This window comes from Actinoplanes philippinensis (assembly GCF_900113015.1).
GTDB classification, from domain to species: domain Bacteria; phylum Actinomycetota; class Actinomycetes; order Mycobacteriales; family Micromonosporaceae; genus Actinoplanes; species Actinoplanes philippinensis.
This window is the reverse complement of the sequence record NZ_FONV01000027.1, coordinates 17781-42463: the sequence shown is the minus strand read 5'-3', so window position 1 is coordinate 42463 and position 24683 is coordinate 17781. Positions and strand designations below refer to the sequence as shown.

Genomic DNA, 24683 nt, shown 5'->3' with positions numbered 1-24683 from the left:
ATGCGGCGCCGACGAGCGGCGTGGAGGACGGACCGAGATGGGCCTCGAGACGGAGAAGCAGCGATGGGATCGCAACTTCACCGACCTGCTGCAGGAGTTGCGGGTGGCACAGACGGGGGTGCAGATCCTGTTCGCGTTCCTGCTGATCATGCCGTTCAGCGCCGCGTTCGAGGAGACGACGCCGCTGCAGCGAGCGGTGTATCTGGTGGCGCTGCTGAGCGCCGCGTTCGCCGCCGCCGCGATCATCTCCCCGGTCGCGTTCCACCGGGCGCTGTTCCGGCGGGGCCGCAAGCCGGAGCTGGTGCGGTTCGCCCATCGCATGGCCACCGCGGGGCTGGCCTGCCTGATGGTGTCGATGATCGCGTCCATCCTGCTGATCACCGACTTCACCCTGCCCGGGCCGGTGGCGTGGAGCCTGACCGGGGCGGCCGCGGTCTGGTTCGTGGCGCTGTGGGGCGTGCTGCCGTGGGCGCGCCGCGGCGGGGACGGCAACGATCCCGGCCGGCATCTCACCGCGAGGGAGGTCGCCGACCGCGTCAACGGCGCGGCACATCGCTGACGCCCGGCCCGGCCGTAAGCCGATCGTAAGACGACGGGACTGGTGCGCCTCGGCTTCGCCGGATTGACTCGGATCGTGATTCGCCGAATTCTCACCGCACCCGTCACCTGGATCGTCGTCGCCGTCGTCGGCGCCGGGGCGCTCTACTGGTTCCAGCCGTGGCGGCTGTTCACCGACACCGTCGTGGCCGAGACGCTGACCCCGGTGTCGTCGCCCGCGCCGCGTCCCTCCGGATCCGCCCCGTCCACCCCGGCCGCCCCACCGGCGGGCCCGGTGGTGATCGCCGAGGGCGCCTTCGTGACCCACGAGCACGACACCAGTGGCACGGCGCGGATGGTGCGCAACCCGGACGGCAGCCACCAGCTCGAACTGGCCGGCCTCGACACCAGCGACGGCCCCGACCTGCGGGTGTGGCTGTCCGACCAGCCGGTCCGCACCGGTGTGGCCGGCTGGAAGGTCTTCGACGACGGCAAGTACGCCGAGCTGGGCAAACTGAAAGGCAACCACGGCGACCAGGTGTACCGCCTGGACGCCGACGTCGACCCGGAGTCGTTCCGCAGCGTCACCATCTGGTGCAAGCGCTTCGCGGTCTCCTTCGGCGCCGCCGCCCTCGACACCGCCGGATCCTGACCCCGGCGCCCCGCCCGGCACGGGCATAATCCCCGGTCGTGAGCTTTCGTTCGTTCCTCGGCCCGGCCCCGGCGACCTGCGACCCCGCGGTCGAGACCCTGGAGAGGATCGACTGCGGGCGGTACGTGCGGGAGAAGGTCCGGTACTCGGTGGGTCCGGAGACGCGCGTGTCGGCGTACGTCTGTGTCCCGCACGGTCTCGCCGGGCCGGTCCCGGCCGTGTTCTGTCACCACCAGCACGCCTCCCGTTTCGACCTGGGCAAGAGCGAGGTGGTCGGGCTGGCCGGCGACCCGGATCAGGCATACGCGCACGAGCTGGCCGAACGCGGGTTCGTGACGATCGCGCCGGACGCCATCGGGTTCGAGGAACGCAACTGGAGCCCCGACGGGGCCGGCAACGTCACCTGGTTCGAGCTGTCCACCCGGCTGGTACGGGGCGAGACGCTGCTCGCGACGTGCCTGCACGACATCTCGGTGGCTCTCGACCACCTGACGACGCGGCCCGAGGTCGACGCGAGCCGGATCGGGTTCCTCGGTCACTCGTACGGCGGCCGGATGGCGCTGTGGGCCCCGGCCCACGACCCGCGGATCATCGCGTCGGTGTCGAACTGCGGGTGCATCCCGTTCCGTCACTCGTACACCCACGACACCGGCATCCAGGCCGAGTTCGTGGTGCCCGGGTTCGCCGCCCGCCACGACCTCGAGGACGTCGTCGCCGCCTTCGGCCGGACGGCGCTGCTGATCTCCGCCGGCGCCGCCGACAAGTGGAGCCGCGGCGCCGAGGAGCTCTTCGCCGGCGTACGGCGGAGCCTCGGCGACCGTGCCGAACTGGCCCTCCACGACACCGGCCACGTCTTCACCGCGGCGATGCGCGAGCGCGCGTACCGGTTCCTCGCCGATAGGCTGGCGGCGCGGTGAGGCACTGATGCCGACGTCCGAAAAAGACCTGCGCAGCGCGGCGCCGCGCCCGCCTCTCTCCGGTTGATGATCGATAATTCGGCGGTGACGGAAACCCAGGGCCCGTCGTCGTGGGCCGCGACCCGCGACGGCCGGCGGCTGCACGTGAAGGCACTCGGCGAGGGGACGCCCACGGTGGTCCTCGAAGCCGGTTCGGCCTCGTCCCGGCTGGCGTGGAGTCTGGTCCAGCCGCGGGTCGCCGCGTTCACGCGGGCCGTCGTCTATGACCGGTCCGGTCTGGGCCGCAGCGCGCCCGACCCGGCCGGGCGGACCCTGGACCGGATGGCCGACGACCTCGACGACGTACTCGATCAGGCCGGGCCGGGGCCGTTCGTGCTGACCGGGCACGGCGCCGGTGGGCCGATCGTGCGTCTGGCCGCGGCGCGCCGACCGGATCGGGTCGCCGGGCTGGTGCTGGTCGAGCCGATCGACGAGACCAACGACATGCTGTTCGGCGACGACTTCCGGCGCCGGGAGCGCCGGGCGCTGCGGGCCGGGGCGGTGCTGGCCCGGCTCGGTGTGCTGCACCTGCGGTACCGGTCGCAGCTCGACGCGGCGCCCGCCGGCGTGCGGGCGCAGATGCGGCGGGAGGCGTTCACGCCGGGCGTGATGCGGACAGCTGCCGCGCAGGCGCGCACGTTCCTCGACGAGCTGGCCGCCTGGCGTTCGGATCCACCGGCGCTCGGGGCGATCCCGGTCACGGTGATCTCCGGCGCCCATCCCGGTGGCGGGATGAGCGCCGCCGACCGGGCCGCCGCCAACGTGTCGCACGCACGGCGGGCCAGTTCGTCGCCGGGCTGGCGGCACGTGTTCGCCGAGAGGTCGGGCCACGACGTGCCGTTCACCGACCCGGAGGTCGTGGCCGGGGAGATCTACCGGCTCGCCGGCCGCTGAGCCCCGCCGGAGACGGAGACGCCCGGCCGACGCGATAGGCCCAGGTCACCCCCGGGCCCGGACGCCGTCCAACGCCATGGTGAGCACCCGGTCGCGCTGGGCGTCCTGGACGAAGTTGGCGCCGCTGACCCCGTTGACCAGGAAGAGGACGTCGTCGAAGGTCACGTCGGGGCGGGCCGTGCCGGCGGCCTGGGCGCGTTCGAGCAGTGGCCGGCCGGCGGCGTGGATCATGTCGCGGCCGGTCGTGAACATCTCCTCCCGGTGCGCGATGGCGTCGTACACCGCCTTCTTGGTCGTGGCGTAGCTGACGAACTGCCGCAGCCAGCTCTCCAGCGCCTCCCACGGCCCCCGGTCGCCGAGCCCGGCCGCCAGCCGGGCCAGGGCCTCCACCTCGTCGAGATAGACCGCCTCGAACAGGTGCTGACGGGTCGGGAAGTTGCGGTAGAGCGTCGCGATGTTGACCCCGGCGCGCCGGGCGATGCCCTCCAGCGACGCCCCGGCGCCCTCGGCGGCGAACACCTCCCGAGCCGCGTCGAGGAGCGCGTCGAAGTTGCGCCGGGCGTCGGCACGGGCCGGCCGGCGCACGGCCGTGCGGGGTTCGGTGGCCGCCATCACACATCCCTTCGAGCACCCCGTCACGAAACGAAGGGGTGCCTGCGCTAAAGTCAAGGAGTGCCTTCGCTTATCCGAAGGCTCCCCTTACCTTATCCGGATCGGATGGCACCCCCATGACCACCATCGGCTTCCTCGGCAGCGGCAACATCGGCGGCACCCTGGCAGGGCTAGCGGTCGACGCCGGACACGAGGTCGTCCTCAGCAACAGCCGCGGCCCCGCGACCCTGCGGGAACTGATCACCGCACTCGGGCCACACGCCCGCGCGGCCACGCCCGGCGAGGCGGCGACGGCCGGCGACATCGTCGTGGTCAGCATCCCGATCCGGGCATACCGGCAGGTCCCCGCCGCTCCCCTGCGCGGCAGGGTGGTCATCGACACCCTGAACTACGACCCCGCCCGCCAGGGCCGCGTGCCCGAGATCGAGGCCACCGGCATCCCGGCGCCGCTGCTGCTGCAGACCCATCTGAGTGGGGCGCGGGTCGTCAAGGCGTTCAGCACCGTCTACTTCAAGCACCTGGCGGACCTGCGGCGGCCGGCCGGCGCGCCCGACCGCAGCGCCCTGCCGATCGCGGGCGACGATCCGGGCGCGAGGCAGGCGGTCGCCGCACTGATCGATTCGCTGGGCTTCGACGCGTACGACGTGGGCCCGCTCGCCGAGAGCCGCCGTTTCGCGCCCGGCACCCCCGCCCAGCTGGCTCATCTCGATCCGGTCGGCCTGCTCGCCGCCCCCGGCCGCCCCGTGCCGGCCGACCAGCTCGCGGGGCTGCTGGCGCTCTAGGGACACGGGGTGGCGCTCCCACTGATCATTCTGGTTCCCTTGATCACCTCGCCGGCAACGGCGATCACCGATCAACGGGGGTACGGAAAGTGACGTCACAGAGCCGGCGAGGGCTGCTCACGGGATCACTGGCAGGCGCCGGGCTGGCAGTCTTCGGGCAACCGGAGGCCGCTCTCGCCGCCGCGGCAGGGCTCGTCGTGATCGAGCCGAGCGGTGACCGGACAGGCGCCACCGATCACGCCGCGATCCAGGCAGCCCTTGCCCAGGTCAACGCCCAGGTGCTGCTGAGCCCGGGCGAGTTCGTCATCGACGAGCCGATAGTCATGCGCTCCAACCAGCGGCTGATCGGCGCCGGCGCGCAGGCCACGAAGGTCACCCAGGTGGGTGCCGGTGACGGCATCACCTCGATCAGCAGCTCGGCGATCAACTACGTGACGATCGCCGGTTTGAGCCTGATCGGGCAATACGTCGCCACCGATCCGCCACCGGCCGGCGGGCCGTCCGGGATCCGGCTCGCCCCCGGTCCGGCCGAGGGACCGTCGAACATCACCATCGAGGACTGCGTCGTCCGGGGCTGGGGCGACTGCGGCGTGCACCTGACCGCGGTGATCGCGTCGAGGATCAGCCGTGTCCAGTCGATGAAGAACGGAGGCGACGGCTTCTACGTCACGAAGACCACGACCGCGGCCGCCACCTCGCTCGCGTTCGAGGCCTGCTACGCGCTCGGCAACCGGAAGAACGGCTTCGAGCTCGACTACGTGAGCTACTCGACGCTGAACGCGTGCGCCGCCGACGGTGGCCTGCGCGGCTACGCGCTCTACAACTGCTCGGCCGTCACCCTGACCAGCTGCGGCACCGAGGTCTTCACCGAGGCCGGTTTCCTGCTGCGCAACAGCAGGGGCTGCAGCCTGTTCAGTCCCTACACCTTCAAGGGCGCGAAGACCGGCATCCACATCGGCGCCTCCACCGTCAACGTGACGATCGGCGGCGCCGTCCAGTCCGATCCGGCCTCGTCGGCCGTACCGTCGCTGACGAATTTCCTCGTCGCCGAGGCGGGCAGCTCGGCCGTCGTCTGGGGCATGACCCGGACCAGCCCGAACGCGCTCGCCGGAAAGGTGACGAACCTCGACGGCACCGCCTGACGGTGACTAGACCGGCGCCGCCGACGGGTGGGCGCCGGTCTGGAGGTCGAACGGGTTGCGCAGCCGCTGCATCGCCTCGGCGCTGCGGTCGATCACCGTGCGCGGCGCATCGTCCTGGGCTGGGCGGTCGTCGCCACGAAACTCCACCGGGTGCACGAACATGCTGGTCCCCCGCTCCTCAGTTTTACCGTTGCGCGGCAGTATTACCCGTACGCCCGCGTTTGGGAACCCGATTTGTCGTTCATCCCGGGCGGCCGGTCTGTTCGTCTCACGGTTGCCCGGCGTTGCGCGATGATCGCGATATTCGCTGCCATGGACAGACGAGATCTTCTCCGGGCCGCGGTGGCCGCGCCCGCCGCGGGGCTGGCCGTGCCGTTGACCGCCGCGACCGGCGCCGAGGCCGCGACCACCGCCGGGTCCCGCGACATCGATGCCGAGAGCCCCCGGTTCGCGATCGCGGTGCTGCCCGACACGCAGTACCTGTTCGACGCCGACAGCGCCGACCCGGCGCCGCTGCGGGAGACGTTCCGCTACCTGTTGCAGCAGCGCTCGGACACGAACATCGTGTTCATGACGCACCTGGGTGACGTGACCGAGCACGGCACGGCGCAGGAGCTGTCCCTGGCCGGCCGGACGTTCCGGGACATCGACGGCCGGGTGCCGTACAGCGTGCTGGCCGGCAACCACGACATCCCGGGCGGCACCGACCAGCGCGGGCGTACGCCGTACCTCGATGTCTTCGGCCCTGATCGTTTCTCCCGGACGCCGACCTTCCTGGAGGCGACAGCGGACGGCTACAACAGCGCGCATCTGGTCCGGGCCGGAGGCCGGCAGTGGTTGATCCTCGCGCTGGACTGGCGGATCTCCGACTCCGGCCTGGCGTGGGCGCAGGGGGTCATCGACCGGCACGCGCGGATCCCGGTGATCGTCACGACGCACGACCTGGCCTACGCCGACGACGCCGGGCGCGCGTACCTGTCCGGCCACGGCACCCGGCTGTGGGATCGGCTGATCAACCGCAACGATCAGATCTTCCTCACCCTGAACGGGCACTACTGGCCGCCCGGACGGGCCACGATGCGCAACGCGGCCGGGCATGACGTGCACGTGCACATCGCCAACTACCAGGACCGGTACTACGGCGGCGCCGGGATGATCCGGCTCTACCACTTCGACCTGGCGCGCAACGTGATCGACGTGGAGACGTTCGCGCCCTGGTTCCTCGCCCGCGACCCGCGCCGGCGCACGCCGCTGGAGGCCGAGACCATCGAGCTGACCGGCGACGTCGACCGGTTCAGTGTGGACATCGACTTCGACGCCCGGTTCGCCGGGTTCGCCCCGCCGGTGCTGCCCGCGCCACGGCCGGCGGCGCAGGTCGTCGACCGGCACACCACCGCCTATTGGCGGTTCGACAGCGCGGGGCAGGCGGTCACCGACGGCGCGACGGTCCGGGACCTCACCGGGCACGGCAACGACCTGGTGGTACGACGACTCGCGAACAGCAACGCCGACACCCTGCGGCTGAGCCCCGAGCACCACGCGGGCGCGCCGGCCCACGCCAGCCTGTACTTCGACGGCGGCAAGAGCCCCGACCGCGGCGCGATCCTGCAGACCGGCCCGGACGCGGCGATCAACAGTGAGAAATTCCTGAACGGCTACACCATCGAGACGTTCGTCAAACTGCCCGAGCCGTTCACCGGCGACCACGCCTGGATGGGCATCCTGAGCTGGGAGGGCCGCAGCGGCGACGCCGGGAAGAAGAGCGGATACTCGCCGCTGGAGCCGACCTGCAGCCTCAACCTGAGCCCGGAGCGCTTCCTGCAGTACGTCGTCTACAGCGAGATCGGCGACGTCAACCCGACATCGTGGAGCCACGCGCTCCCGATCGGCCGCTGGATGCACGTGGCGATCGTCAACGACGGCCGGCACACGGCCGTCTGGGTGGACGGCTCCCGGATCGCCCGCAACCCGGCTCGCGAGGCGCGCGGCATCGCGACGCTGGGCAGGCCTTTCACGATCGGCGCGACGTCCTGGGACCTGGCGTACGGCCAAGGCTTCTACGGCTGGATCGGCGACACCCGGATCACCGGGCGCCCGCTCGACCCGGCCCGCTTCCTGCCGGCCGGCCACTTCTGACGGTCCCGCCGGCAACCACCGACGCCGGCGATGTTCGACAGGTGTTCACCGACGGGTGACCGGTCAGAAGTGACCCCGGTCACTCGTCGTGCGCGGGCCGACGGTGCTGAGCTGCGGAAAGGGGCGCGATGATACGTCCCTTTTAGGAAGCTTTGAGGTTGCTCCCGGGAAACTTGGTGCCTCGCTCGGGAGGGTCGCGGTGTCGCGTCACCGAGACGAAAGAGGGCGCCACATGTCCGCAGATCCGTCACCGGTCGCCGCCCGGGCGGTGGTGTTCGCCGAACGGGCCGCCGAGGAGGCACAGGCACCGACGGTCGAGATCGTGGTTCCGGTCCACAACGAGGAACGCGCGCTGCCGGGCTGCATCCGGACCCTGCACGCCCGGCTGCGCGACGAGTTGCCGTTCCCGTGGCGGATCACGATCGCCGACAACGCCAGCACCGACCGGACCCTGGCCGTCGCCGGGGAACTGGCCGGCACGCTGCCGAACGTCGCCGTGGTGCACCTGGAACGCAAGGGCCGCGGCCGGGCGCTGCGGGCGGTGTGGGGCTCCAGTGACGCCGACATCGTGGCCTACATGGACGTCGACCTGTCGACCGGGCTCGACGGGCTGCTGCCGCTGATCGCGCCGCTGGCCAGCGGGCACTCCGACCTGGCCGTCGGCAGCCGGCTCGCGCCCGGCGCCCGGACCGTCCGCGGGCCACGCCGCGAGCTGATCTCCCGCTGCTACAACGCGCTGATCAGGATCAGTCACGGTGCACGGTTCAGTGACGCCCAGTGCGGGTTCAAGGCCGGCCGCACCCAGGCGCTGCAGCCGCTGCTGTCCCGGACCCGCGACGACGCCTGGTTCTTCGACACCGAGCTGCTGCTGCTGGCCGAGCACAACGGGCTGCGCATCCACGAGGTGCCGGTCGACTGGGTGGAGGACGTCGACACCCGAGTCGACGTGGTGCGTACCGCCGCCGACGATCTGCGCGGGCTGTGGCGGATGCGGCGGCTGCGGGACTCCGGCGGCGCGGACGTGGCGCTGCCCGCCCGGCCCGGGCCCGCGGCCCAGCATCCCGAAGCCGTGCTCGCGCCGGCCGCCGGCCGTGACCGGCTGCGCTGGGAGATCGGCTGCTTCGTCGTCGTCGGCGCGTTGTCGACCGCCGGGCAGGCGCTGCTCTACTGGTCGTTGCGGCACTGGTGGCCGCCGGCGGCGGCGACGTTCGTGTCCCTGGTGGTCCTGACGATCTTCAACACCGAGGCGAGCCGCCGGTTGACGTTCCGGGACACCGCGACCCCGGTCCGGCGGGCGCATCTGGGCGCCGGGATGCTGTTCCTGGTCGGCTATCTGGTCACCTCGGGCGCGGTGCTGGCGTTCCGGGCATGGCAGCCGGGCGCGCCGGTCAGCGCGGAGACCGTCGTGCTGGTGGTGTCGTCGCTGCTGGTGACCGTGGTCCGGTTCGTGGTGCTGCGGTCGGTCGTGTTCCGGAGGCCGGCATGAGACGGCATGCGCCGCTCGCCGCCATCCTGACGGTCGCGGCCGTCCTGCACGTCTGGGCCCTCGGCTCGCTCGGCTGGGGCAACAGCTACTACGCGGCGGCGGTCCGGTCGATGGGCCTCAACGCCACGAACTTCCTGTTCGGAGCGTACGACCCGGCCGGCGTCGTGACCGTCGACAAACCACCGGCGGCACTGTGGCCACAGGTGCTGAGCACCAAGATCTTCGGGTTGCACGGGTGGGCGATGATCCTGCCGCAGGCGGTGCTCGGCGTGGCCACGGTGTGGCTGCTCTACCTGGTGGTACGCCGGTGGGCGGGGCACGCGGCCGGACTCGTCGCGGCGGGCGTGCTCACCCTCACACCGATCACCGTGGCCATCGACCGGGACAACAATCCCGACACGCTGCTGATCCTCCTGCTGGTGGCGGCCGCCTACGCCCTGACCCGGGCGCTGCAGGGCGGCTCCGGGCGTACCACCGTGGGCTGGTTGTGCCTGTGCGGTTTCCTCGTCGGAGCAGGGTTCCTCACCAAGATGCTCGCCGCCTGGATGGTGGTGCCGGCGTTCGCGGCGGCGTGGCTGGCCGGCGCGACCGGCGGCTGGTGGACGCGGACGTGGCGCCTGCTGGTGGCGGGCGCGGTGCTGGCGGTGTCGTCGTTGTGGTGGGTGGCGCTGGTCGCGGTGTGGCCGGGCGAACGACCCTACATCGGCGGAAGCACCGACGGCGGCGCGTGGGACCTGGTGATCGGGTACAACGGGCTCGGCCGGGTGTTCGGGCAGTCCGGCGGCGGTTTCTCTTCCGGCGGCGCGGGCGGCGGGATCTCGTTCGGCGGGGCGGCCGGATGGGACCGGCTGTTCAACCAGCAGGTCGCCGGGCAGATCAGCTGGCTGCTGCCGGCCTGCGCGGTCGCGGTGACGGTGGCGGTCGTCGTCGCGGTGCTGCATCGCCGGGGCATCACGTCGGCCGGCGAACCACTGCCCGGCTCCGGATGGATCCTGTGGGGTGGATGGCTGCTGACCTGCGCGGCGGTGTTCAGCACACAGCAGGGGATCTTCCACCCGTACTACACGTCACAGCTCGCACCCGCGGTCGGCGCGTTGTGCGGCGGTCTGGCCGTGGCCCTGTGGCGGGCCGAACGGGCCGGGGCCCGGTGGGCGCTGCCGGTCGTCACGATCACGGTGGCCGGCACCGTGGGATGGGCATTCGCGGTCATCGCGCGGGTGCCGTCGTGGCACGGATGGCTGCGGTGGGCGGTGGTGGGGGCCGGCGTGGTCGCCGTGCTGCTGGTTGCCGTCGGGTTCCTGCGGCGGCGGGTGCTGCCGGTCGCGGTGACGGCCGCGGTGGTCGCGGTGCTGCTGGCTCCGGGGTTCTGGTCGGCGTCGGTGACCTGGTCGGACAGTGCGATGGGTGGCGCCAACCCGACCGCCGGGCCTGCGGTGATGTCATTCGGTCGCGCCGGTTTCCCCGGCGGTCCCGGCGCCTTTCCCGGCGATCCCGGTGGCGCTCCCGCCGGCCCCGGCGCCGCTTCCGGCGATCCCGGTGGCGCTTCCGGCGATCCCGGTGGCGCTCCTTCCGGCGCCGCTCCCGGCGGTCCCGGTGGCGTCCCCGGTGGGTTCGGCGGCTCTCGTGGTGGCCCTTTTCCCAACGGCGGCGGGGGTCGCGGTGGTTTCGGCGGCGATCAGGGCCTCACGGAGGCGCAACGCGCGATCCTCGACTTCGCGATCAAGAGCTCCGGCGGTACGCGCATCGCGCTCGCCGTCGAGGGCGGAGCCATGGGCGCGTCCGCCTACATCCTGGAGAGCGACGCCACGGTCATCGGCATGGGCGGCTTCAGTGGCCAGGACAACGCCCCGTCGGTGAGCCAACTGCAGACCTGGGTCGACACCGGCCAGCTGCGGTACGTGCTGGGCCGTGCGGCCGGCGGCACGGGACGCGGCGGCGGCCGGGGCATGAACAGCGGCGCCGCCCAGCAGCGGGCCGACTTTCTCACCGCCAATTGCGCCGAGGTCCCGCCCACCGACTACGGCGCCTCGTCCACCGCCTCCGTCCTGTATGACTGCGCCACCCGGCCCACCAGCCAGTCGTGAACGTGTTCCCGCTCGCCTGCCGGCCGGCACCTCGTCCACCGCCTCCGTCCGGTATGACTGCGCCACCCCGCCCACCAGCCAGTCGTGAACGTGTTCCCGCTCGCCTGCCGATCGGCGCCACGTGACCCACCGGCGGTAGCGGCATCGAGGCCGGCCCCTGCTCGACCCGCTGACCGGTAAACGAAGGCCACAGCCGCGGAAATCACGGCTGTCAGCCCCCGCTCCACCCGGCTGATCGGTGAACGGCGGCCAAGGCCGCGGGTGAAAGGTCGTCGAGGCGCCGACCAGCGTCCGCCGGGCGGATGTCGTGACGACGGCATCCGCCCGGCCGCGTGTCGTTCCCTACGCCCGGGCGTGCACCGCCTTGCGTAGCAGCAGGTATCCCTGCGGGCAGGACTCCCCCTCCTCGGCCGGCCGTCCGGCCCGGAACACCACCTCGAAGCCGGCGCCGGCGGCAAGCTCCGTCATCTCGCCGGTGGACAGCCAGTAGGAGTCGAACTCCACCCCGAGACCGGCCGACCGTCCGCCGCGCCGGTGCCGGCCGTCGCCGTCCTTGAACGCGGTCACCAGATGGCCGCCCGGCTTGACGACCCGGGCCAGCTCGGCGAACGCGGGCTTGCGATCGGACGGCGCCAGGAAGATCAGCGAATACCAGCAGACCACCCCGGCCAGCGACGCGTCGGCGAACGGCAGCTCACGCAGGTCGGCCACCTCGAACCGGAACGCCGGATGATCACGCCGGGCGACCTCGATCATGCCGGGCGAGAGATCGACACCTTGCGGTGAAAGGCCACGGGCCGCGAGGTACGGCTCCAGCCGCCCCGTTCCACACCCGACGTCGGCGACGTCCGATCCCAGACCCGCGGCCAGCGTGAGTTCCCCGAACAGGTCGAGAACGGCCCGATCGACCGGCATCGCCTCCAGGGCTCCGGCAAGCCGTTCCGCATACCAGTCGGCGAGCACGTCGTGCGCGTGGCGAAGCTCTTCGATCGGGTCGTCCATGCCGGAGACTCTATAGACCTTCGGGACAGGGGGTACGGACCTCCCAGCGGCACGCCGAGTGACCGGCACAGCGCTGTGACCGAGCTGTTCGCGCGCGCCGAACGATCGCCCGTCGCAGCACCGAGACTCTCCTCAGCCCGGCCGCCCACCAGCAGCGTCACAACGGCCTTCCGCCACCCAAGCGGCCCATCAGGAACGCCACAACAGCCTTCCATCGCCCGAGCGGCACACCAGGAACGCCAAAACGCCCCGGATGCAGCCGCCACGTGCCGCTAACCAGACGGCGAACGTCCGGAAGCAGCCCCCACGTGCCGCTAACCAGACCGCGAACGTCCGGAAGCAGCCCCCACGTGCCGCTAACCAGACCGCGAACGTCCGGAAGCAGCCCCCACGTGCCGCTAACCAGACCGCGAACGTCCGGAAGCAGCCCCCACGTGCCGCTAACCAGACCGCGAACGTCCGGAAGCAGCCCCCACGTGCCGCTAACCAGACCGCGAACGTCCGGAAGCAGCCGCCACGTGCCGCTAACCAGACCGCGAGCGTCCGGATGCAGCCACGGCGTGCCGCTGGGCGATCGTTTGCGGCACCCGGATGCCGTGGACTCGGCCGCGTCGGCCCACCGCAAATGCACCAGAGCGTCAGAGGACGCCGTTGATGCCGACTCCGAAGACTCTTCGGAGCGCCTACACGGCCGCCACGCCCCGAACCGTCGCCGCACCACCAGACAGCCGCCGCGCCACCGAAACCGTCGCCGCACCACCGGACAGCCGCCACGCCACCGGACGGCCGCCACGCCCCGAAACCGTCGCCGGACCACCGGACAGCCGCCGCGCCACCGGACGGCCGCCACGCCCCCGAAACCGTCGCCGCGTCACCGGACAGCCGCCACGCCTCCGAAACGGCCGCCGCGCCACCGAACCGGAACCGGCCGCCACGCGACCGAACCGGAACCGGCCGCCATGCGACCGAACCGGAACCGGCCGCCGTGGGCGAGGGGTGACGGCGGGCCGGTGGGGACGGGCGGCGTCAGATGCTGACGGCGTCTCCGGACAGGATCGACTCGACCAGGGAACCGCCGGCCAGGAAGAACTCCAGGTGTGTGCCACCCGCCTGGATGGTGAGGATCTGCACGTCCCGGTAACGGTCGTGGGCCCGGACCTGGATGCCGGTGATCCGGCTGCGGGCCAGCACGGTCCGGGCCAGGGAGAGGTCGTCGCCGGCGCCGGTGAACCAGTCGCGGCGGTGGATGATCTGGATCTCCCGGTCGTCGGCGACGACTATCGAGGCGTGCAGGACCGTCGGCCAGACCCGGTCGCGCAGCCGGCCGAGCGGGGAGTGCGGGGTGACCACCCGCCGCTCGGCGACGTTGATCACCCGCATCCCCGGTTCCTGGGTGATCATGCGGTGGTAGTCGGTGAGCAGGCCGGTGTCGGCGCGGCTGAGCACCGGGTCGACGCGGTACGGTTCGTCGTCGCCCGGCACGCCCGCCGGCAGATACCACCGGCGCAGCAGCGTCATCAGCTCCCGCACGGGCCCGTTGGCGGACGCGTTGTACCGCACGGTCAGCCGCTGCCCGTCGACGGTGTGCACGGTGAGGAGCCCGCTGAGCAGCCGCACGCTGTCGGCGATCGCCGCGATCCGGTCGTGCGCGACGCGGTGGGTGTCGTAGCCGTCGTCGCGCCGGGTGAGGACGGTGAGGGTCTCCTCGTCGACAGCGATCAGGTAGTCGTACAGGTGCATGCCGGGGTGGGCGTTGCGCCGCTCGATGTCGCGCGGCACCTTGAGGACCAGCCGGTACGCGGACGGGTCGAGGCCCGCGCGCCGGTAGAGGCGGGGCATCTCGTCGAAGGTGCGGACCTCGTCGATCCACGGCCCGAACCGGTCGAACTCCGGGGTGCTGTCGGCGCTGGTCACAACGCCGCAGCGTACCCCCTCCCCGCCGGTCACTCTCCGATTGGCGGTCATCACTTAGGGTTCGGTTGTGGCCAGAGCAACGCCGTTGACGTACGAGGGTGCGCTCAAGCTGCTCGGCGGGCACGCCCCGGCGGCGATCGAGGTGCTGGAGCGGATCACCGGGATGGGGATCCTTCTCGGCGCGATCGCCGTCCCGGGCGCGTTCGGGCTGGTCGACGGGAAGCAGGAGGCCGGCCGGCTGCTGCGGGAGCTGAGCCGGGCCGCCACGGCCCGGCTGCACGGCGCGCACGGGCACAGCCGGCACGAGCTGGTCGCGGCGGCCCACACCACGATCGTCCTGGCGTCGCTCTTCGAGGCGCTGCACGAGGAGGTCGGGCCGTCGTTCGCCGCGCTGAAGGTGACCGACCGGGAGAAGCTGCAGCTCGCGTCGGCGCCCGGCGACATCGTCACCCAGTCCGAGTGGATCGGGCGGCTGGCCGGGACGGATCTTCCGCTGCCGGGTCCGGCCGCGGGTTTCGAGGAGAATCTGGGTACGGTGCTGGCCCCGCGCATCGCCGAGCTGGCCGGCAGCGCGATCGCGTTCTTCGAGGGCCTGCGGGCGTGGCGGGGTGTCCCCTTCGACTCGTCGGCGCTCATCGCGCGGACCACCCGCCGGTGGCGTGAGCTGTATCGCGACGCGTACCTGCGGCTCGCTGCCGACGTGACGGAGTTCTTCGTCTGGGCGTCGCTGGGCGAGCACGCGGCCACCCGGGAGGAGCTGCGCGGCGCCAATGCCCGGCTGCTGGAGGTGCTGGACCGTACCTCGGAGGCTCTCGGGCAGTTGCACGACCTCCTGGCCGCCGGTGAGATCCCGGTGCGGCCCGGGCGTGTCTCGGTGCGCGGGAAGCTGGCCCGGGCCGCGGCGGCGGTGCTGGACCAGCCGCTGCTCAGGTCGTCGGCGCTGCCTCCGGGCCTGCGCTTCCCGACCGTCGCGGAGGGTTTCGTCACTCCCCGGTTCCGCAGCGCGGTCGCGTCGGCGGCGGGCGGGACCGCGCTGTCGCAGGAGGCGTGGTGGGCGTCGCGGCCGGTGCACGACGGGCTGGACCGGTTCCTCGCCGGGTACCTGGCCCATCCCGACGCGGCACGCCGTCCCCTCGTCGTGCTGGGCCACCCCGGCGCCGGGAAGTCGCTGCTGGCCGAGATCCTCGCCGCCCGCCTGCCGAGCGAGAAGTACACCGTGGTGCCGGTGCAGCTGCGCCGGGTCAACGCCGACGACCGGCTGCTGCCGCAGATCGAGAGCGCGCTGCGCGACATCCTGAAGGAGCAGGTGACGTGGGGGCGGGTGGCCGACGAGAGTGACGGGCTGACCCGGGTGGTGATCCTGGACGGGCTGGACGAGCTGATCCAGCCGACCGGGACCGCCCAGTCGGCGTATCTGACCGAGGTGGCCCGGTTCCAGCACGAGGAGCTGGCGCTGGGCCGCCCGGTGACCGTGGTGGTGACCTCGCGGACCATCGTGGTGGACCGGGCCCGGGTCCCGGACGGCTCGCTGGTGCTCAAGCTGGAGGACTTCGCCGACGACCAGATCGGCGCCTGGGCCGCCGCGTGGAACCACGCCAACGTCGCCACCGCCGGTTTCCGCCGGCTGCGCGCCGCCACGGTTCTCCGTCACGGCGACGTGGCCCGCCAGCCGCTGCTGCTCACGCTGCTGGCGATCTACCACGCGGACCCGGCCGCCCCGCGTCTGGACGGGGACGGCGTCTCCCCCGCGACGCTCTACCAGACCCTGCTGGACAACTTCATCCACCGGCAGGTCGCCGACAAGCCGGACCGGCCGCCCGCCCCGGAGCGTCTGCCGCGGCTGCTCAGCGAGTTGCGGTGGCGGCTGAGCATCGCGGCGCTCGGCATGTTCAACCGGCAACGCCAGCACATCTCCGAGGCCGATCTGGAGCGTGACCTGGAGGTCTTCCTGGGCCGGCGGGAGGAGCAGGCGCACGAGTTCGAGTCACCGGCCGGGCGGGCGCATCAGACGGTCGCCGGGTTCTTCTTCGTCCATGTCTCGCGGGTGGACGAGCAGAGCGACAACCCCCGGCGGACGTACGAGTTCCTGCACGCCACGTTCGGCGAGTATCTGATCGCCGAACGGGCGCTGCTGCTGCTCGACGGGTACGCCCGCCGGCTCGCCGACCACCGTGCCGATCCGGCGTTCCACGAGGCGCCGGACGACAGCCTGCTCCGGGCGCTGCTGTCGTATCAGCCGCTCACCCAGCGCAAGCCGATCGTCGAGTTCGCGGCCGGCCTGGCCGGGCAGCGCACGCCGGCGCAGCGTGCCGAACTGTTCGCGGCCGTGTGCGCTCTGGTCGCCGACGCCAGGAGCCGGGCGTTCGGCCGGTATCAGCGTTACGAGCCGGCGCCGCCGGACGTGGTGGCCGCGTGCGCCGCGTGGACGGCGAACCTGGTCATCCTGGGCTCCCTGGTCATCGCCGGGGAGGACGACCTGTCCCGTCTCGCGCCGGCCGGCGCCGACCCGCGGGCTTGGTGGTCGGCGACCACCCGGCTGTGGCAGGCGGGGCTGAGCGAGGAGGCGCAGGACGGCATGCGCCCGGTGTGGCTGCCGGATCAGTCCCAGAGCCAGGGCCGCGGGTTGCCGCCGGCGGCGTAGGCCCCGGCCACCCGATGCAGCAGCTGGCCGGTCCGCCCGGCGTCCAGGGCGGCCTCCCACAACGCGGCGAACTGGGACTCGAAGTGCGCCACGATCGGCCCCTCCTCGAAGAGCACGTCACTCAAGCGGGCCTCGCTGTACACCACCGTTCCGGTCAGCTCGCTGCGGATGACGGTGAACGACTCGGCCCGGTAGACGGGCACCTCGAAGGGCAGAACCCGCAGCGTCACGTAGGGCCGGCGCGCGAGCTCGGCGACCCGTTTCATCTGGTCTGCCATGATCTGCTGGTCGCCGACCCGCCGGTAGAGGACCGCCTCCTCGATCAGGACGCTGGTGTCGGGTGGCTCCCGCTGCTCGTGGAAGTTGGCCTGCCGGCGCAGCCTGATCGCCAGCCGTCTGCCGAGCTGATGTTCGGCGGCTCCGAGGCCGGCCGTGTGCAGCAACGCCGACGCGTAGGCGGGTGTCTGCATCAGCCCCGGCACGAAGGCCGACACGTACTCACTGAGGTTGTCGGCATCGGACTCCAGGCCGATCAGGGTGAGCATCGCGGGCGGGATCTCCGCGCGGTCGTCGTGCCACCAGCCGCGGCGCCGGGCCGCCTGCGCACGCTGGAGCAGCACCTCCGTGGCCGCGGCGCCGATCTCCAGATGCATGCAGAGGGCACGCAGGTCGTTGACCGAGATTCCCACGTCGCCGCTCTCGATCCGGGTCACCTTCGACAGTGACCACTCCAGCGACTCGGCGACCTGCATCTGCGTCAGCCCGGCGGTCTCACGAGCCCGGCGCAGGTCGGCGCGCAGCAGACGGCTCGCCGCGATCGGGTTCATCTCACCGCCGGTCCGCACGTCTCGACCCTACGCCGGGCGGGTCCGTCATGGAGAGCGCGGCGCCAGCCCGTGCTCGTAGGCGTAGACGACGATCTGCACCCGGTCGCGCAGCGCGAGTTTGCTGAGCAGGCGGCCCACGTGGGCTTTCACGGTGGCCTCGGACAGGTGCAGCCCGCCGGCGATCTCGCCGTTCGACAGGCCGCGGGCGACCCAGGTGAGGACCTCCCGCTCGCGGTCGGTGAGGCGTTGCAGGCGTTCGTCGGCGACCGGCTCGGGCAGATGCGGCAGCGCGATGTCGAGCAGGCGGCGGGTCACCGCGGGGGCGACCACGGCGTGCCCGCCGACGACCGCGTGGACCGCGCTGATCAGGTCGGCCGGTGGCACGTCCTTGAGCAGGAAGCCGCTGGCCCCGGCGCGGAGGGCGGCGTACACGTACTCGTCGAGGTCGAAGGTGGTCAGCATCAGGATGCGGGCGGGGCTGCCGGAGGCGACGATCTCGCGGGTGGCCTCGATGCCGTCGAGGACCGGCATCCGGACGTCCATCAGCACCACGTCGGGCCGTAGCGCCCGGGCCATGGTGACCGCCTGGGCGCCGTTGCCGGCCTCGCCGACGACGGTGATGTCCGGCTGCGCCTCCAGCACCAGGCGCAGGCCGAGGGAGAGCAGCGGCTGGTCGTCGGCGAGCAGCACCGAGACGGTCACGTCGGCTCCGTCCGGTCGAAGGTGAGCGTGGCGTGCACCTGCCAGCCGGGGCCGTGGCGTGGTCCGGTGCGGAGCCGGCCGCCGTAGGCGGTGGCGCGTTCGGCCATGCCCGCCAGCCCGTGCCGGTCGGTGGGCTCGGGCCGGTGGGCGACCCGGCCGGCCCCGTCGTCGAGGACTGTCACGTCGGCGCCGGCGGCCCGGTAGCGCAGGGACACCTCGGCGGCGGCGTGCGGCCCGGCGTGTTTGAGGGTGTTGGTGAGGGCTTCCTGGACGATCCGGTAGACGGCCAGTCCGGCCCCCGGGCCCCAGTCGCCGGGGACGCCGTCGCGGCGCAGCGTGACCCGTACCCCCGCGGCTCTGACCCGGTCGACGAGCGCGTCGATGTCGTCGAGGCCCGGCTGCGGGGCGCGGGCGCCCGCCTCCGGCGCGGAGGCGCCGCGCAGCAGGCCGACCAGCCGGCGCATCTCGCCCAGCGCCTGACGGCCGGTCGCCGAGACCTGGCCCATCACGTCGGCGGCGCGTTCCGGCGCGACCGCCGTGGTCGCCGCCGCGCCGTCGGAAAGGGCGACGATCACGGCCAGGTGGTGGGCGACGACGTCGTGCATCTCCCGGGCGACGCGCGCCCGCTCGTCGGCGACGGCGAGGCGGGCGCGCTGGTCGCGGTCCTGTTCGAGGCGTTCGGCCCGGTCCTCCAGGGCGGCGAGGTACGCGCTGCGGGTGCGCTGGTTGACGCCGATCAGGACGACCGCGACGGTGATCGCCGACACCGCCGCGAACGCGCCCCACGCCGGGCCGTCCTCGATCCGGTTGTCGAAGCCGGGCAGCACGGTGACGGCGGCGGGCCATGCGAACCGGGCCGGCCGGTACCGGGCGACGGCGTGCAGGGCGGTCAGCGTGACCGTCAGCGCGGCCGGGGACTGTGCGCCCATCGCCTGGGTGACCACGAACAGGCCGGTCGTGGCGGCGAAGACCGATACCGGCGCGCGGCGGCGCCAGATCAGCGGCACCGGAAGGAGCACCACCGACGCCCAGTCCAGGGCGTCGGTGGGGGCGAGGGTGGCGCCGGTGCGCCCGGTGAGCACCAGGGCGCAGCCGAGCGCCACCAGCCCGGCGATGCCGGCGTCGACGGCCCGCGGGTGGCGCCGCGCGACGCCGCGGAGGTCCTGGGGGCTCACCGTGTCATTGTCACGGATCACGGCGCCACAGCATCGCTCCTCCGGCGGCCAGCGCGAGCACCGTCCACACCGTGACGGTGAGCAGGGCCGGGCCGGGGGCGAGCATCCGGAACGGGTTGCCGGTGTCCACGGCGTACAGTGCCTGGGCCGCGGCGACCGGGACGTAGCGGACCACGTCGTCGGCGAGGTGGCCGGGCAGGGCGGGCTGCAGGATCGCCGGGAGCACCAGCAGGGCCAGGACGTAGACGGTGATCGCCGCGGCGGTGTGGCGGACCAGCGCGCCGATGCCGAGCCCGATCAGCGCGAGCACGACCGGGGCGGCCGCCGCCCCGAGCAGGGCACGTGTCGGGATGTCGGCGTGCTGACCGGCGGGGAGCAGCGCCCGGCCGGCCAGCATCGCCGCGGCGCAGGCCGCCAGCGTCGCGGGGAACCCGGCGGCGACCAGCACGACGGCCTTGGCGAGCAGCACGGGTGTCCGCCGGGGCACGGCGGCGAACGTCGCCCGGATCAGGCCCGAACCGTACTCACCGGTGATCATGAGGATGCCGAAGACGCCCAGGATCAGCGAGGTGACGTCGACGCCCAGGAACGTCTGGGCGGTCAGGGCGCGGGGCGACACCTCGGCCCCGGCCGTACGGTAGACGTTGATGTTGATCGCCACGGCCAGGCCCACGGTGATCAGCGCGGCGGTGGCCAGGGTGGCCCAGGTGGATCGCAGGGTGATCAGCTTGCCCCATTCGGCGCGGGCGACCCGGGCGAAGGTGACCCGGTGGGCGGCGGTCATGCCCGGCTCCGGGTGATGTCCATGTAGGCCTGTTCCAGGGAGGCCCGATGGGGCGTCAGCTCGTGGAGGGTCGCGTGTCGGGACGCCGCGAGTGTGCCGATCCGCTCGGCGGCCACGCCCCGGACGATCAGGGCGCCGTCGTCCTCCGCGGTGACCGTGGCGCCGGCGGCGGTGAGGGCGCTGTGCAGGACGGCCGCGTCCGGGGAGCGGACCAGGCAGTGGCTGGTTCCGGCGCGGGTGATCAGGTCGTCGATGCCGACGTCGGCGAGCAGCCGTCCGCCGCCGATGATCAGCAGGTGGTCGGCGGTCACCGCGGTCTCGCTCATCAGGTGGCTGGAGACCAGGACGGTGCGGCCCTGCGCGGCCAGATCCTTGAGCAGGGTACGGATCCACAGCACCCCGTCCGGGTCGAGCCCGTTGACCGGCTCGTCGAGGATCACCACGGCCGGGTCGCCGAGCAGCGCCGACGCCACCCCGAGGCGCTGGCTCATGCCCAGCGAGAATCCGCCGGCGCGCCGGTCGGCGGCGCCGCCGAGCCCCGCCATGTCCAGCACCTCGGCCACCCGCCGGGCGGAGATGCCGTGGGTACGGGCCAGTCCGAGCAGGTGCTGCCGGGCGGTCCGGCCCCGGTGCACGGCGCGCCCTTCCAGCAGCACGCCGACCGTGCAGAGCGGGGCCGGACCGGTCCGGTAGGGGCGGCCGCCGACGGTCGCCGTCCCGGAGTCGGGCCGGTCCAGGCCGACGATCATCCGCATGGTGGTGGACTTGCCGGCGCCGTTGGGGCCGAGGAACCCGGTCACCCGGCCGGGCCGCACCGTGAACGACAGGCCGTCGACGGCTGCCGTCGCGCCGAAGCGTTTGGTCAGTTCTCGCACTTCAATCATGGTGTCGACGCTAGGGGCGCGGCCGTCCGGCGAGGAGCGCCCGAGGTCTCGTCGTGGGGCCCGCCGGCTACGACCTGAGTAGCATCCGGCACCGACCCGGCGGTCGGGCCGGCGGCGCCGCGCGTCCTGACCTGCTCACCCTCTTCGACTTCGAGGTGGCCCGGGCCGCGGACGGCCCGATCGAGCCGGTGACGCTGCCCGGCGGCGAGGCCCTGACGGCGATCGCCGGCGACAGCACGGGCGGAACCTACCTCCAGGTCGGCGACGGCGACGTCCGGCCGGTGCTGTACGTCGGCTCGGAAGGTGAGGGCGGCCTGGTCGCGCGGAGTCTGCGGGACGCGCTTGCCCTGGTCGCCGGTGTCTCCGGCGTCCACGACGCGACAGCGTTCCCGGTCGACGAGGACGGCGGGCGGGCGCTGCGCGACCACCTCGCACGGACCTCCGAGGAGATCCGTTTCTGGCAGCCCTAGGTCGTGCCGGCGCCACCCGGCGGGGCGGCGGTTGCCGCGGGCCGCGATGATCTCTGCATGGTTGACATCGAGGTGACGGTTCGCCGGGCGGCCGAGGCGGATGCGACCGCCCTCGCCGGTCTGCGCCGCCGGCGGGCCACCGAGGACCACGGCCATCAGGGCGGCGATCCGGACGACCTCGCCGCCGCCATGGGTGACTTCATGCGCGGCCACCCGGGACATCGGGCGTTCGTGGCCGAGGCTGCCGGTGCGGTGGTCGGCATGGCGTGGCTGGCCGTCCTGGACCGGGTGCCCACCGCCGACCGGCACACCCGCCGCGGCGGTGACGTGCAGTCCGTCTTCGTCGTCCCCGAACTGCGGGACCGGCGCGTCGGCGCGCTGCTGATGGCCGCCGTCCTGGACGAGGCCCGCAGCCTCGGCCTGGAGCACGTGACGGTGCACTCCAGTCCGCGGGCGGTCGCGTTCTACGAACGCAACGGCTGGTCCCACGACCCGGAGTGGCTCGCCTGGGCGGCGGAGCGCTGACGGATGGCCGAGTTCATCGTCCGGCGGGCCGCCGGTATGGGCGTCATGCACTACTTCCGGGTCCACGCGCGGTCGGCCCGCCAGATCATGGAGACGTTCGCCGACCTTCAGGTGGTCACGGAGCCGCCCACTCTCGCGCGGGCGGACGCCTGGGTGGAGTGCGACATCGACATCGACGGGCCCGTGCTGCCCGCCGAGTTCGAGGAGCTGCGTGCGGAACGCGACGCCCAGCGTGGGCGGCCGCGGCATCGTCCACCTGCGCGAGCCCGACGACGACGACGCCGACACCGCGGCCGAGTTCGAGGACGCCTGGCGTGCGGCCGTGCCACCGGACCCGGACCGTACGCCATGATGCCCGGATGGACGTCGAGGAGCTGATCGAGCGTCATCCGCGGGTGTTCCACACGATGCCGGCGGCCGCGTGGCCGTCGGTGCAGCGGCACGGTCTGCTGTCGACCGTACGGCTGATCGATCTTTTCGGGGTCGACGGCGAAAGCCGTGATCGCCTGCTGGGCTCGCCACGCACACGGAGCGTGGTCCTGGAGGCGCCCGGGCTGCCGCCGGCCGTCATCCGGGACCAGAAGCCGATGAAGTTCATCGACGAGAAGATCGAGCCGGGCTCGTCGCTCGCCGAGTACCTGACCGCGATCAACTCGCGGGTGTTCTTCTGGGCCACCCCGGAACGCCTCGACCGGCTGCGCCAGGCCAGGGAGTACCGTGCCGGGAACCAGGTCGTTCTGCACGTCGACACCCGTGCCCTGGTCGAGCGCCACGGTCCGCGCGTCGAGCTCTGCCGGCTCAACTCCGGCGCGGTGACCCAGAAGAACCATCCGGTGCGCGGGCACCGCTCGTGGCTGCCGATCGCCGACTACCCCTACGGCGAATACCGGCGGATGTACGGCCGTGACGGCGCTCTGGTGGAGGTGACGGTGCTCGACGCCGTGCCGGACATCCTGGAGCTGGCCGATCGGATCGACGTCTAGGATCGTCGCATGTCGATCACCGCTGCCCGGTTCGTCTGGCCGATCGGCGACGGCACCGTCCTGATTCCCCGGACGCCGGCGATCACCGGGCCGTACCACGAACTGCTCGTCGCCAACCATGACCGCCTGGCCGCCTCGTCACCCGGTCTGACCGAGCCGACGGTGGAGTCCACGCGGGCCACCCTGGAGAGGTCCGGGCAGGCGTGGCTCGCCGGCAACCGGCTGCCGCTGGCCATCGGCGTGCGGGCCGGGACCGGCCACCGGCTGGTCGGCGCGGTGAGCCTGTCCCTCGACAGTGCCGAGGTCGGCTTCTGGATCGCCGCCGACGCCGAGGGGCGAGGGTATGTGAGCCGCGCGCTGAACGCCGTGTTCGGGCACGCCTTCGACGATCTCGGCCTGCACCGGATCGAGATGCGGACCCTGACCACCAACGACCGCAGCCGCCGCGTGGCGGAGCGTTTCGGCTTCACCCTGGAAGGCGTGCTGCGGAAAGCGGCCCGTTTCCCGGACGGTCATCGCGACGTGGCCCTGTACGCCCTGCTCGCCGACGAATTCGTCGCGTCGACCCGTAGTAGGCCGGAACAGGCGGTTTGATCGTCACCGCCATCGTGACGGTGGCGCACAGCCACAGCGGCCCCAGTAGCGGGATGAACGGCGTCCACACCAGGACGAACAGCAGCACGCTGAGCGATCGGAACACCATCCTGCTCCTGTCCCTGCCCAGGAACCACAGGAGCAGAACCCCGAGTAGACCCTGGCCGAGAACCATGAAGGAGTACGCCAGAATCGCCTTGAGCCCCTCGGTGCGGTCGTTCCAGGGGTTTTCCGGCCGGTAGGCGATGCGAGCGAAGATCAGCGCTGTGGCCATGAGGATGAAGTGGGCCGCGGCATACAAGGAGAACCATGTGCCGAACCACCGCCGGAACGTGGCCGCCGGCCAGGCCGCCACTTTCCTGGGCGCCCCCGATGCAACTGTCACGGCCATCCCCGCCTCTGCTCTTGAGCAGTCGCTCAAGGACTGAGGTTACGAGATTTTGAGCGAACGCTCAAGTCGGCATGGCGCGCGCGGCGGCCTCCGCCGACCGCCGGAGTTCGACGGTGTCGCCGGCCGGGTCGAAGGCGTCGTCGTGGAGGGAGATGGCCTCGTGCGAGCGCTCGATCGCGGCGATCATCGACTTGAGGGTCCGCCCGCTGCGCTCGACCATCACCACCGCCGCCGGCAGATATCCGGCGATCATCGACTTGAGGATCGGGTGATTCGAGGCGAGATACCGGCCGGCCAGCGTGTCCACGAACGCGGCGAAGACCTCGGGGTCGACGTCGTACTCGTCGTAGCCCAGGTCCACGACTCCGCAGGGGCGTTCGGCATACGGCTCGAGCGCCTCGGTCATCCGGAAGAACATCTGCGCCACCCGGGTGGCCGGGTTCCAGAGGGTCACCCGGGTCGTCGCGTCCTTGAAGTACTGGCTCACCGCGTCATGTTCTCCCATCCCGG

At 72.5% G+C, this 24683-nt stretch carries 25 protein-coding genes; 15 read left to right on the top strand and 10 right to left on the bottom strand.

The window, feature by feature from the left end; translation table 11 throughout:
- The first annotated feature begins 37 nt into the window (after positions 1-37).
- The 4 genes from BM290_RS43415 to BM290_RS43400 all read left to right on the top strand — a co-directional run bounded on the left by BM290_RS43415 (position 38) and on the right by BM290_RS43400 (position 3039).
- Positions 38-559, top strand: coding sequence for a DUF6328 family protein (locus BM290_RS43415; RefSeq protein ID WP_239144107.1), 522 nt, complete (start codon positions 38-40; stop codon positions 557-559).
- 75 nt (positions 560-634) lie between these two features.
- The gene (locus BM290_RS43410; protein ID WP_093621874.1) at positions 635-1189 is read left to right on the top strand and encodes a DM13 domain-containing protein; all 555 of its coding nucleotides are present in this window, start codon (positions 635-637) and stop codon (positions 1187-1189) included.
- Between the two features lie 38 nt (positions 1190-1227).
- The gene (locus BM290_RS43405) at positions 1228-2106 is read left to right on the top strand and encodes a dienelactone hydrolase family protein (RefSeq protein WP_093621847.1); all 879 of its coding nucleotides are present in this window, start codon (positions 1228-1230) and stop codon (positions 2104-2106) included.
- Between the two features lie 84 nt (positions 2107-2190).
- The gene (locus BM290_RS43400; protein WP_203779895.1) at positions 2191-3039 is read left to right on the top strand and encodes an alpha/beta fold hydrolase; all 849 of its coding nucleotides are present in this window, start codon (positions 2191-2193) and stop codon (positions 3037-3039) included.
- A gap of 45 nt (positions 3040-3084) precedes the next feature.
- Here the strand turns inward: BM290_RS43400 and BM290_RS43395 are convergent, their stop codons facing one another.
- Positions 3085-3651, bottom strand: a complete 567-nt coding sequence (locus BM290_RS43395; protein WP_093621845.1) for a TetR/AcrR family transcriptional regulator — start codon at positions 3649-3651, stop codon at positions 3085-3087.
- Between the two features lie 116 nt (positions 3652-3767).
- On the opposite strand from BM290_RS43395, the gene BM290_RS43390 reads away from it, so the two are divergent.
- Positions 3768-4433: an NADPH-dependent F420 reductase gene (locus BM290_RS43390; protein ID WP_093621844.1), complete on the top strand. Its 666-nt coding sequence runs from the start codon at positions 3768-3770 to the stop codon at positions 4431-4433.
- Between the two features lie 89 nt (positions 4434-4522).
- Positions 4523-5575 (top strand): right-handed parallel beta-helix repeat-containing protein, encoded by a 1053-nt coding sequence (locus BM290_RS43385; protein ID WP_239144106.1) that lies wholly within the window; start codon positions 4523-4525, stop codon positions 5573-5575.
- Positions 5576-5581: 6 nt separating this feature from the next.
- On the opposite strand, the gene BM290_RS48880 is transcribed toward BM290_RS43385, so the two are convergent.
- The gene (locus tag BM290_RS48880; RefSeq protein ID WP_177320138.1) at positions 5582-5737 is read right to left on the bottom strand and encodes a hypothetical protein; all 156 of its coding nucleotides are present in this window, start codon (positions 5735-5737) and stop codon (positions 5582-5584) included.
- A gap of 150 nt (positions 5738-5887) precedes the next feature.
- On the opposite strand from BM290_RS48880, the gene BM290_RS43380 reads away from it, so the two are divergent.
- From BM290_RS43380 to BM290_RS43370, 3 genes are all read left to right on the top strand, one after another.
- Positions 5888-7711 (top strand): LamG-like jellyroll fold domain-containing protein, encoded by a 1824-nt coding sequence (locus BM290_RS43380; protein ID WP_093621843.1) that lies wholly within the window; start codon positions 5888-5890, stop codon positions 7709-7711.
- Positions 7712-7943: 232 nt separating this feature from the next.
- Positions 7944-9197, top strand: a complete 1254-nt coding sequence (locus tag BM290_RS43375) for a glycosyltransferase (RefSeq protein ID WP_093621842.1) — start codon at positions 7944-7946, stop codon at positions 9195-9197.
- Positions 9194-11281: an ArnT family glycosyltransferase gene (locus BM290_RS43370; RefSeq protein ID WP_093621841.1), complete on the top strand. Its 2088-nt coding sequence runs from the start codon at positions 9194-9196 to the stop codon at positions 11279-11281. Before BM290_RS43375 ends, BM290_RS43370 begins: the two co-directional genes overlap by 4 nt.
- A 342-nt stretch (positions 11282-11623) precedes the next feature.
- Here the strand turns inward: BM290_RS43370 and BM290_RS43365 are convergent, their stop codons facing one another.
- Positions 11624-12283: a class I SAM-dependent methyltransferase gene (locus BM290_RS43365; RefSeq protein WP_093621840.1), complete on the bottom strand. Its 660-nt coding sequence runs from the start codon at positions 12281-12283 to the stop codon at positions 11624-11626.
- Between the two features lie 1026 nt (positions 12284-13309).
- Positions 13310-14197, bottom strand: a complete 888-nt coding sequence (locus BM290_RS43360; RefSeq protein WP_093621839.1) for a hypothetical protein — start codon at positions 14195-14197, stop codon at positions 13310-13312.
- A gap of 67 nt (positions 14198-14264) precedes the next feature.
- Between BM290_RS43360 and BM290_RS43355 the strand changes: the two genes are divergently transcribed.
- Positions 14265-16838, top strand: a complete 2574-nt coding sequence (locus tag BM290_RS43355; RefSeq protein ID WP_143134163.1) for an NACHT domain-containing protein — start codon at positions 14265-14267, stop codon at positions 16836-16838.
- Here the strand turns inward: BM290_RS43355 and BM290_RS43350 are convergent.
- From BM290_RS43350 to BM290_RS43330, 5 genes are read right to left on the bottom strand one after another with little or no spacing between them, the layout of a single operon-like run.
- A complete protein-coding gene (locus tag BM290_RS43350; RefSeq protein WP_093621837.1) occupies positions 16796-17683 on the bottom strand; it encodes a helix-turn-helix domain-containing protein in 888 nt (295 codons plus the stop codon). The two genes, BM290_RS43355 and BM290_RS43350, sit on opposite strands and share 43 nt — an antisense overlap.
- A gap of 27 nt (positions 17684-17710) precedes the next feature.
- On the bottom strand, positions 17711-18367 hold the full coding sequence (locus BM290_RS43345) for a response regulator (RefSeq protein ID WP_093621836.1): 657 nt from the start codon (positions 18365-18367) through the stop codon (positions 17711-17713).
- On the bottom strand, positions 18364-19542 hold the full coding sequence (locus BM290_RS43340) for a sensor histidine kinase (protein ID WP_143134162.1): 1179 nt from the start codon (positions 19540-19542) through the stop codon (positions 18364-18366). Before BM290_RS43340 ends, BM290_RS43345 begins: the two co-directional genes overlap by 4 nt.
- Before the next feature lie 10 nt (positions 19543-19552).
- Complete coding sequence (locus tag BM290_RS43335) at positions 19553-20326, bottom strand: ABC transporter permease subunit (RefSeq protein ID WP_093621834.1); 774 nt, start codon at positions 20324-20326, stop codon at positions 19553-19555.
- Positions 20323-21210, bottom strand: coding sequence for an ABC transporter ATP-binding protein (locus tag BM290_RS43330; RefSeq protein ID WP_093621833.1), 888 nt, complete (start codon positions 21208-21210; stop codon positions 20323-20325). Before BM290_RS43330 ends, BM290_RS43335 begins: the two co-directional genes overlap by 4 nt.
- A gap of 53 nt (positions 21211-21263) precedes the next feature.
- On the opposite strand from BM290_RS43330, the gene BM290_RS43325 reads away from it, so the two are divergent.
- The 5 genes from BM290_RS43325 to BM290_RS43310 all read left to right on the top strand — a co-directional run bounded on the left by BM290_RS43325 (position 21264) and on the right by BM290_RS43310 (position 23782).
- Positions 21264-21680 carry a hypothetical protein gene (locus BM290_RS43325; protein ID WP_093621832.1) on the top strand — a complete coding sequence of 139 codons (417 nt, stop codon included), beginning with the start codon at positions 21264-21266 and terminating at the stop codon, positions 21678-21680.
- A 57-nt stretch (positions 21681-21737) separates the two neighbouring features.
- Positions 21738-22205 carry a GNAT family N-acetyltransferase gene (locus BM290_RS43320; RefSeq protein ID WP_093621831.1) on the top strand — a complete coding sequence of 156 codons (468 nt, stop codon included), beginning with the start codon at positions 21738-21740 and terminating at the stop codon, positions 22203-22205.
- A gap of 211 nt (positions 22206-22416) precedes the next feature.
- Entirely contained in the window at positions 22417-22557 is a 141-nt protein-coding gene (locus tag BM290_RS48875; RefSeq protein ID WP_177320137.1) for a hypothetical protein, read from the top strand.
- A 7-nt stretch (positions 22558-22564) separates the two neighbouring features.
- Positions 22565-23188 (top strand): DUF7002 family protein, encoded by a 624-nt coding sequence (locus tag BM290_RS43315; RefSeq protein ID WP_093621830.1) that lies wholly within the window; start codon positions 22565-22567, stop codon positions 23186-23188.
- A gap of 9 nt (positions 23189-23197) precedes the next feature.
- Positions 23198-23782: a GNAT family N-acetyltransferase gene (locus BM290_RS43310; protein WP_093621829.1), complete on the top strand. Its 585-nt coding sequence runs from the start codon at positions 23198-23200 to the stop codon at positions 23780-23782.
- Positions 23783-24234: 452 nt separating this feature from the next.
- Here BM290_RS43310 and BM290_RS43295 read toward each other — a convergent pair whose 3' ends face one another.
- Positions 24235-24678, bottom strand: coding sequence for a DUF6086 family protein (locus BM290_RS43295; RefSeq protein WP_143134161.1), 444 nt, complete (start codon positions 24676-24678; stop codon positions 24235-24237).
- Positions 24679-24683 lie beyond the last annotated feature (5 nt).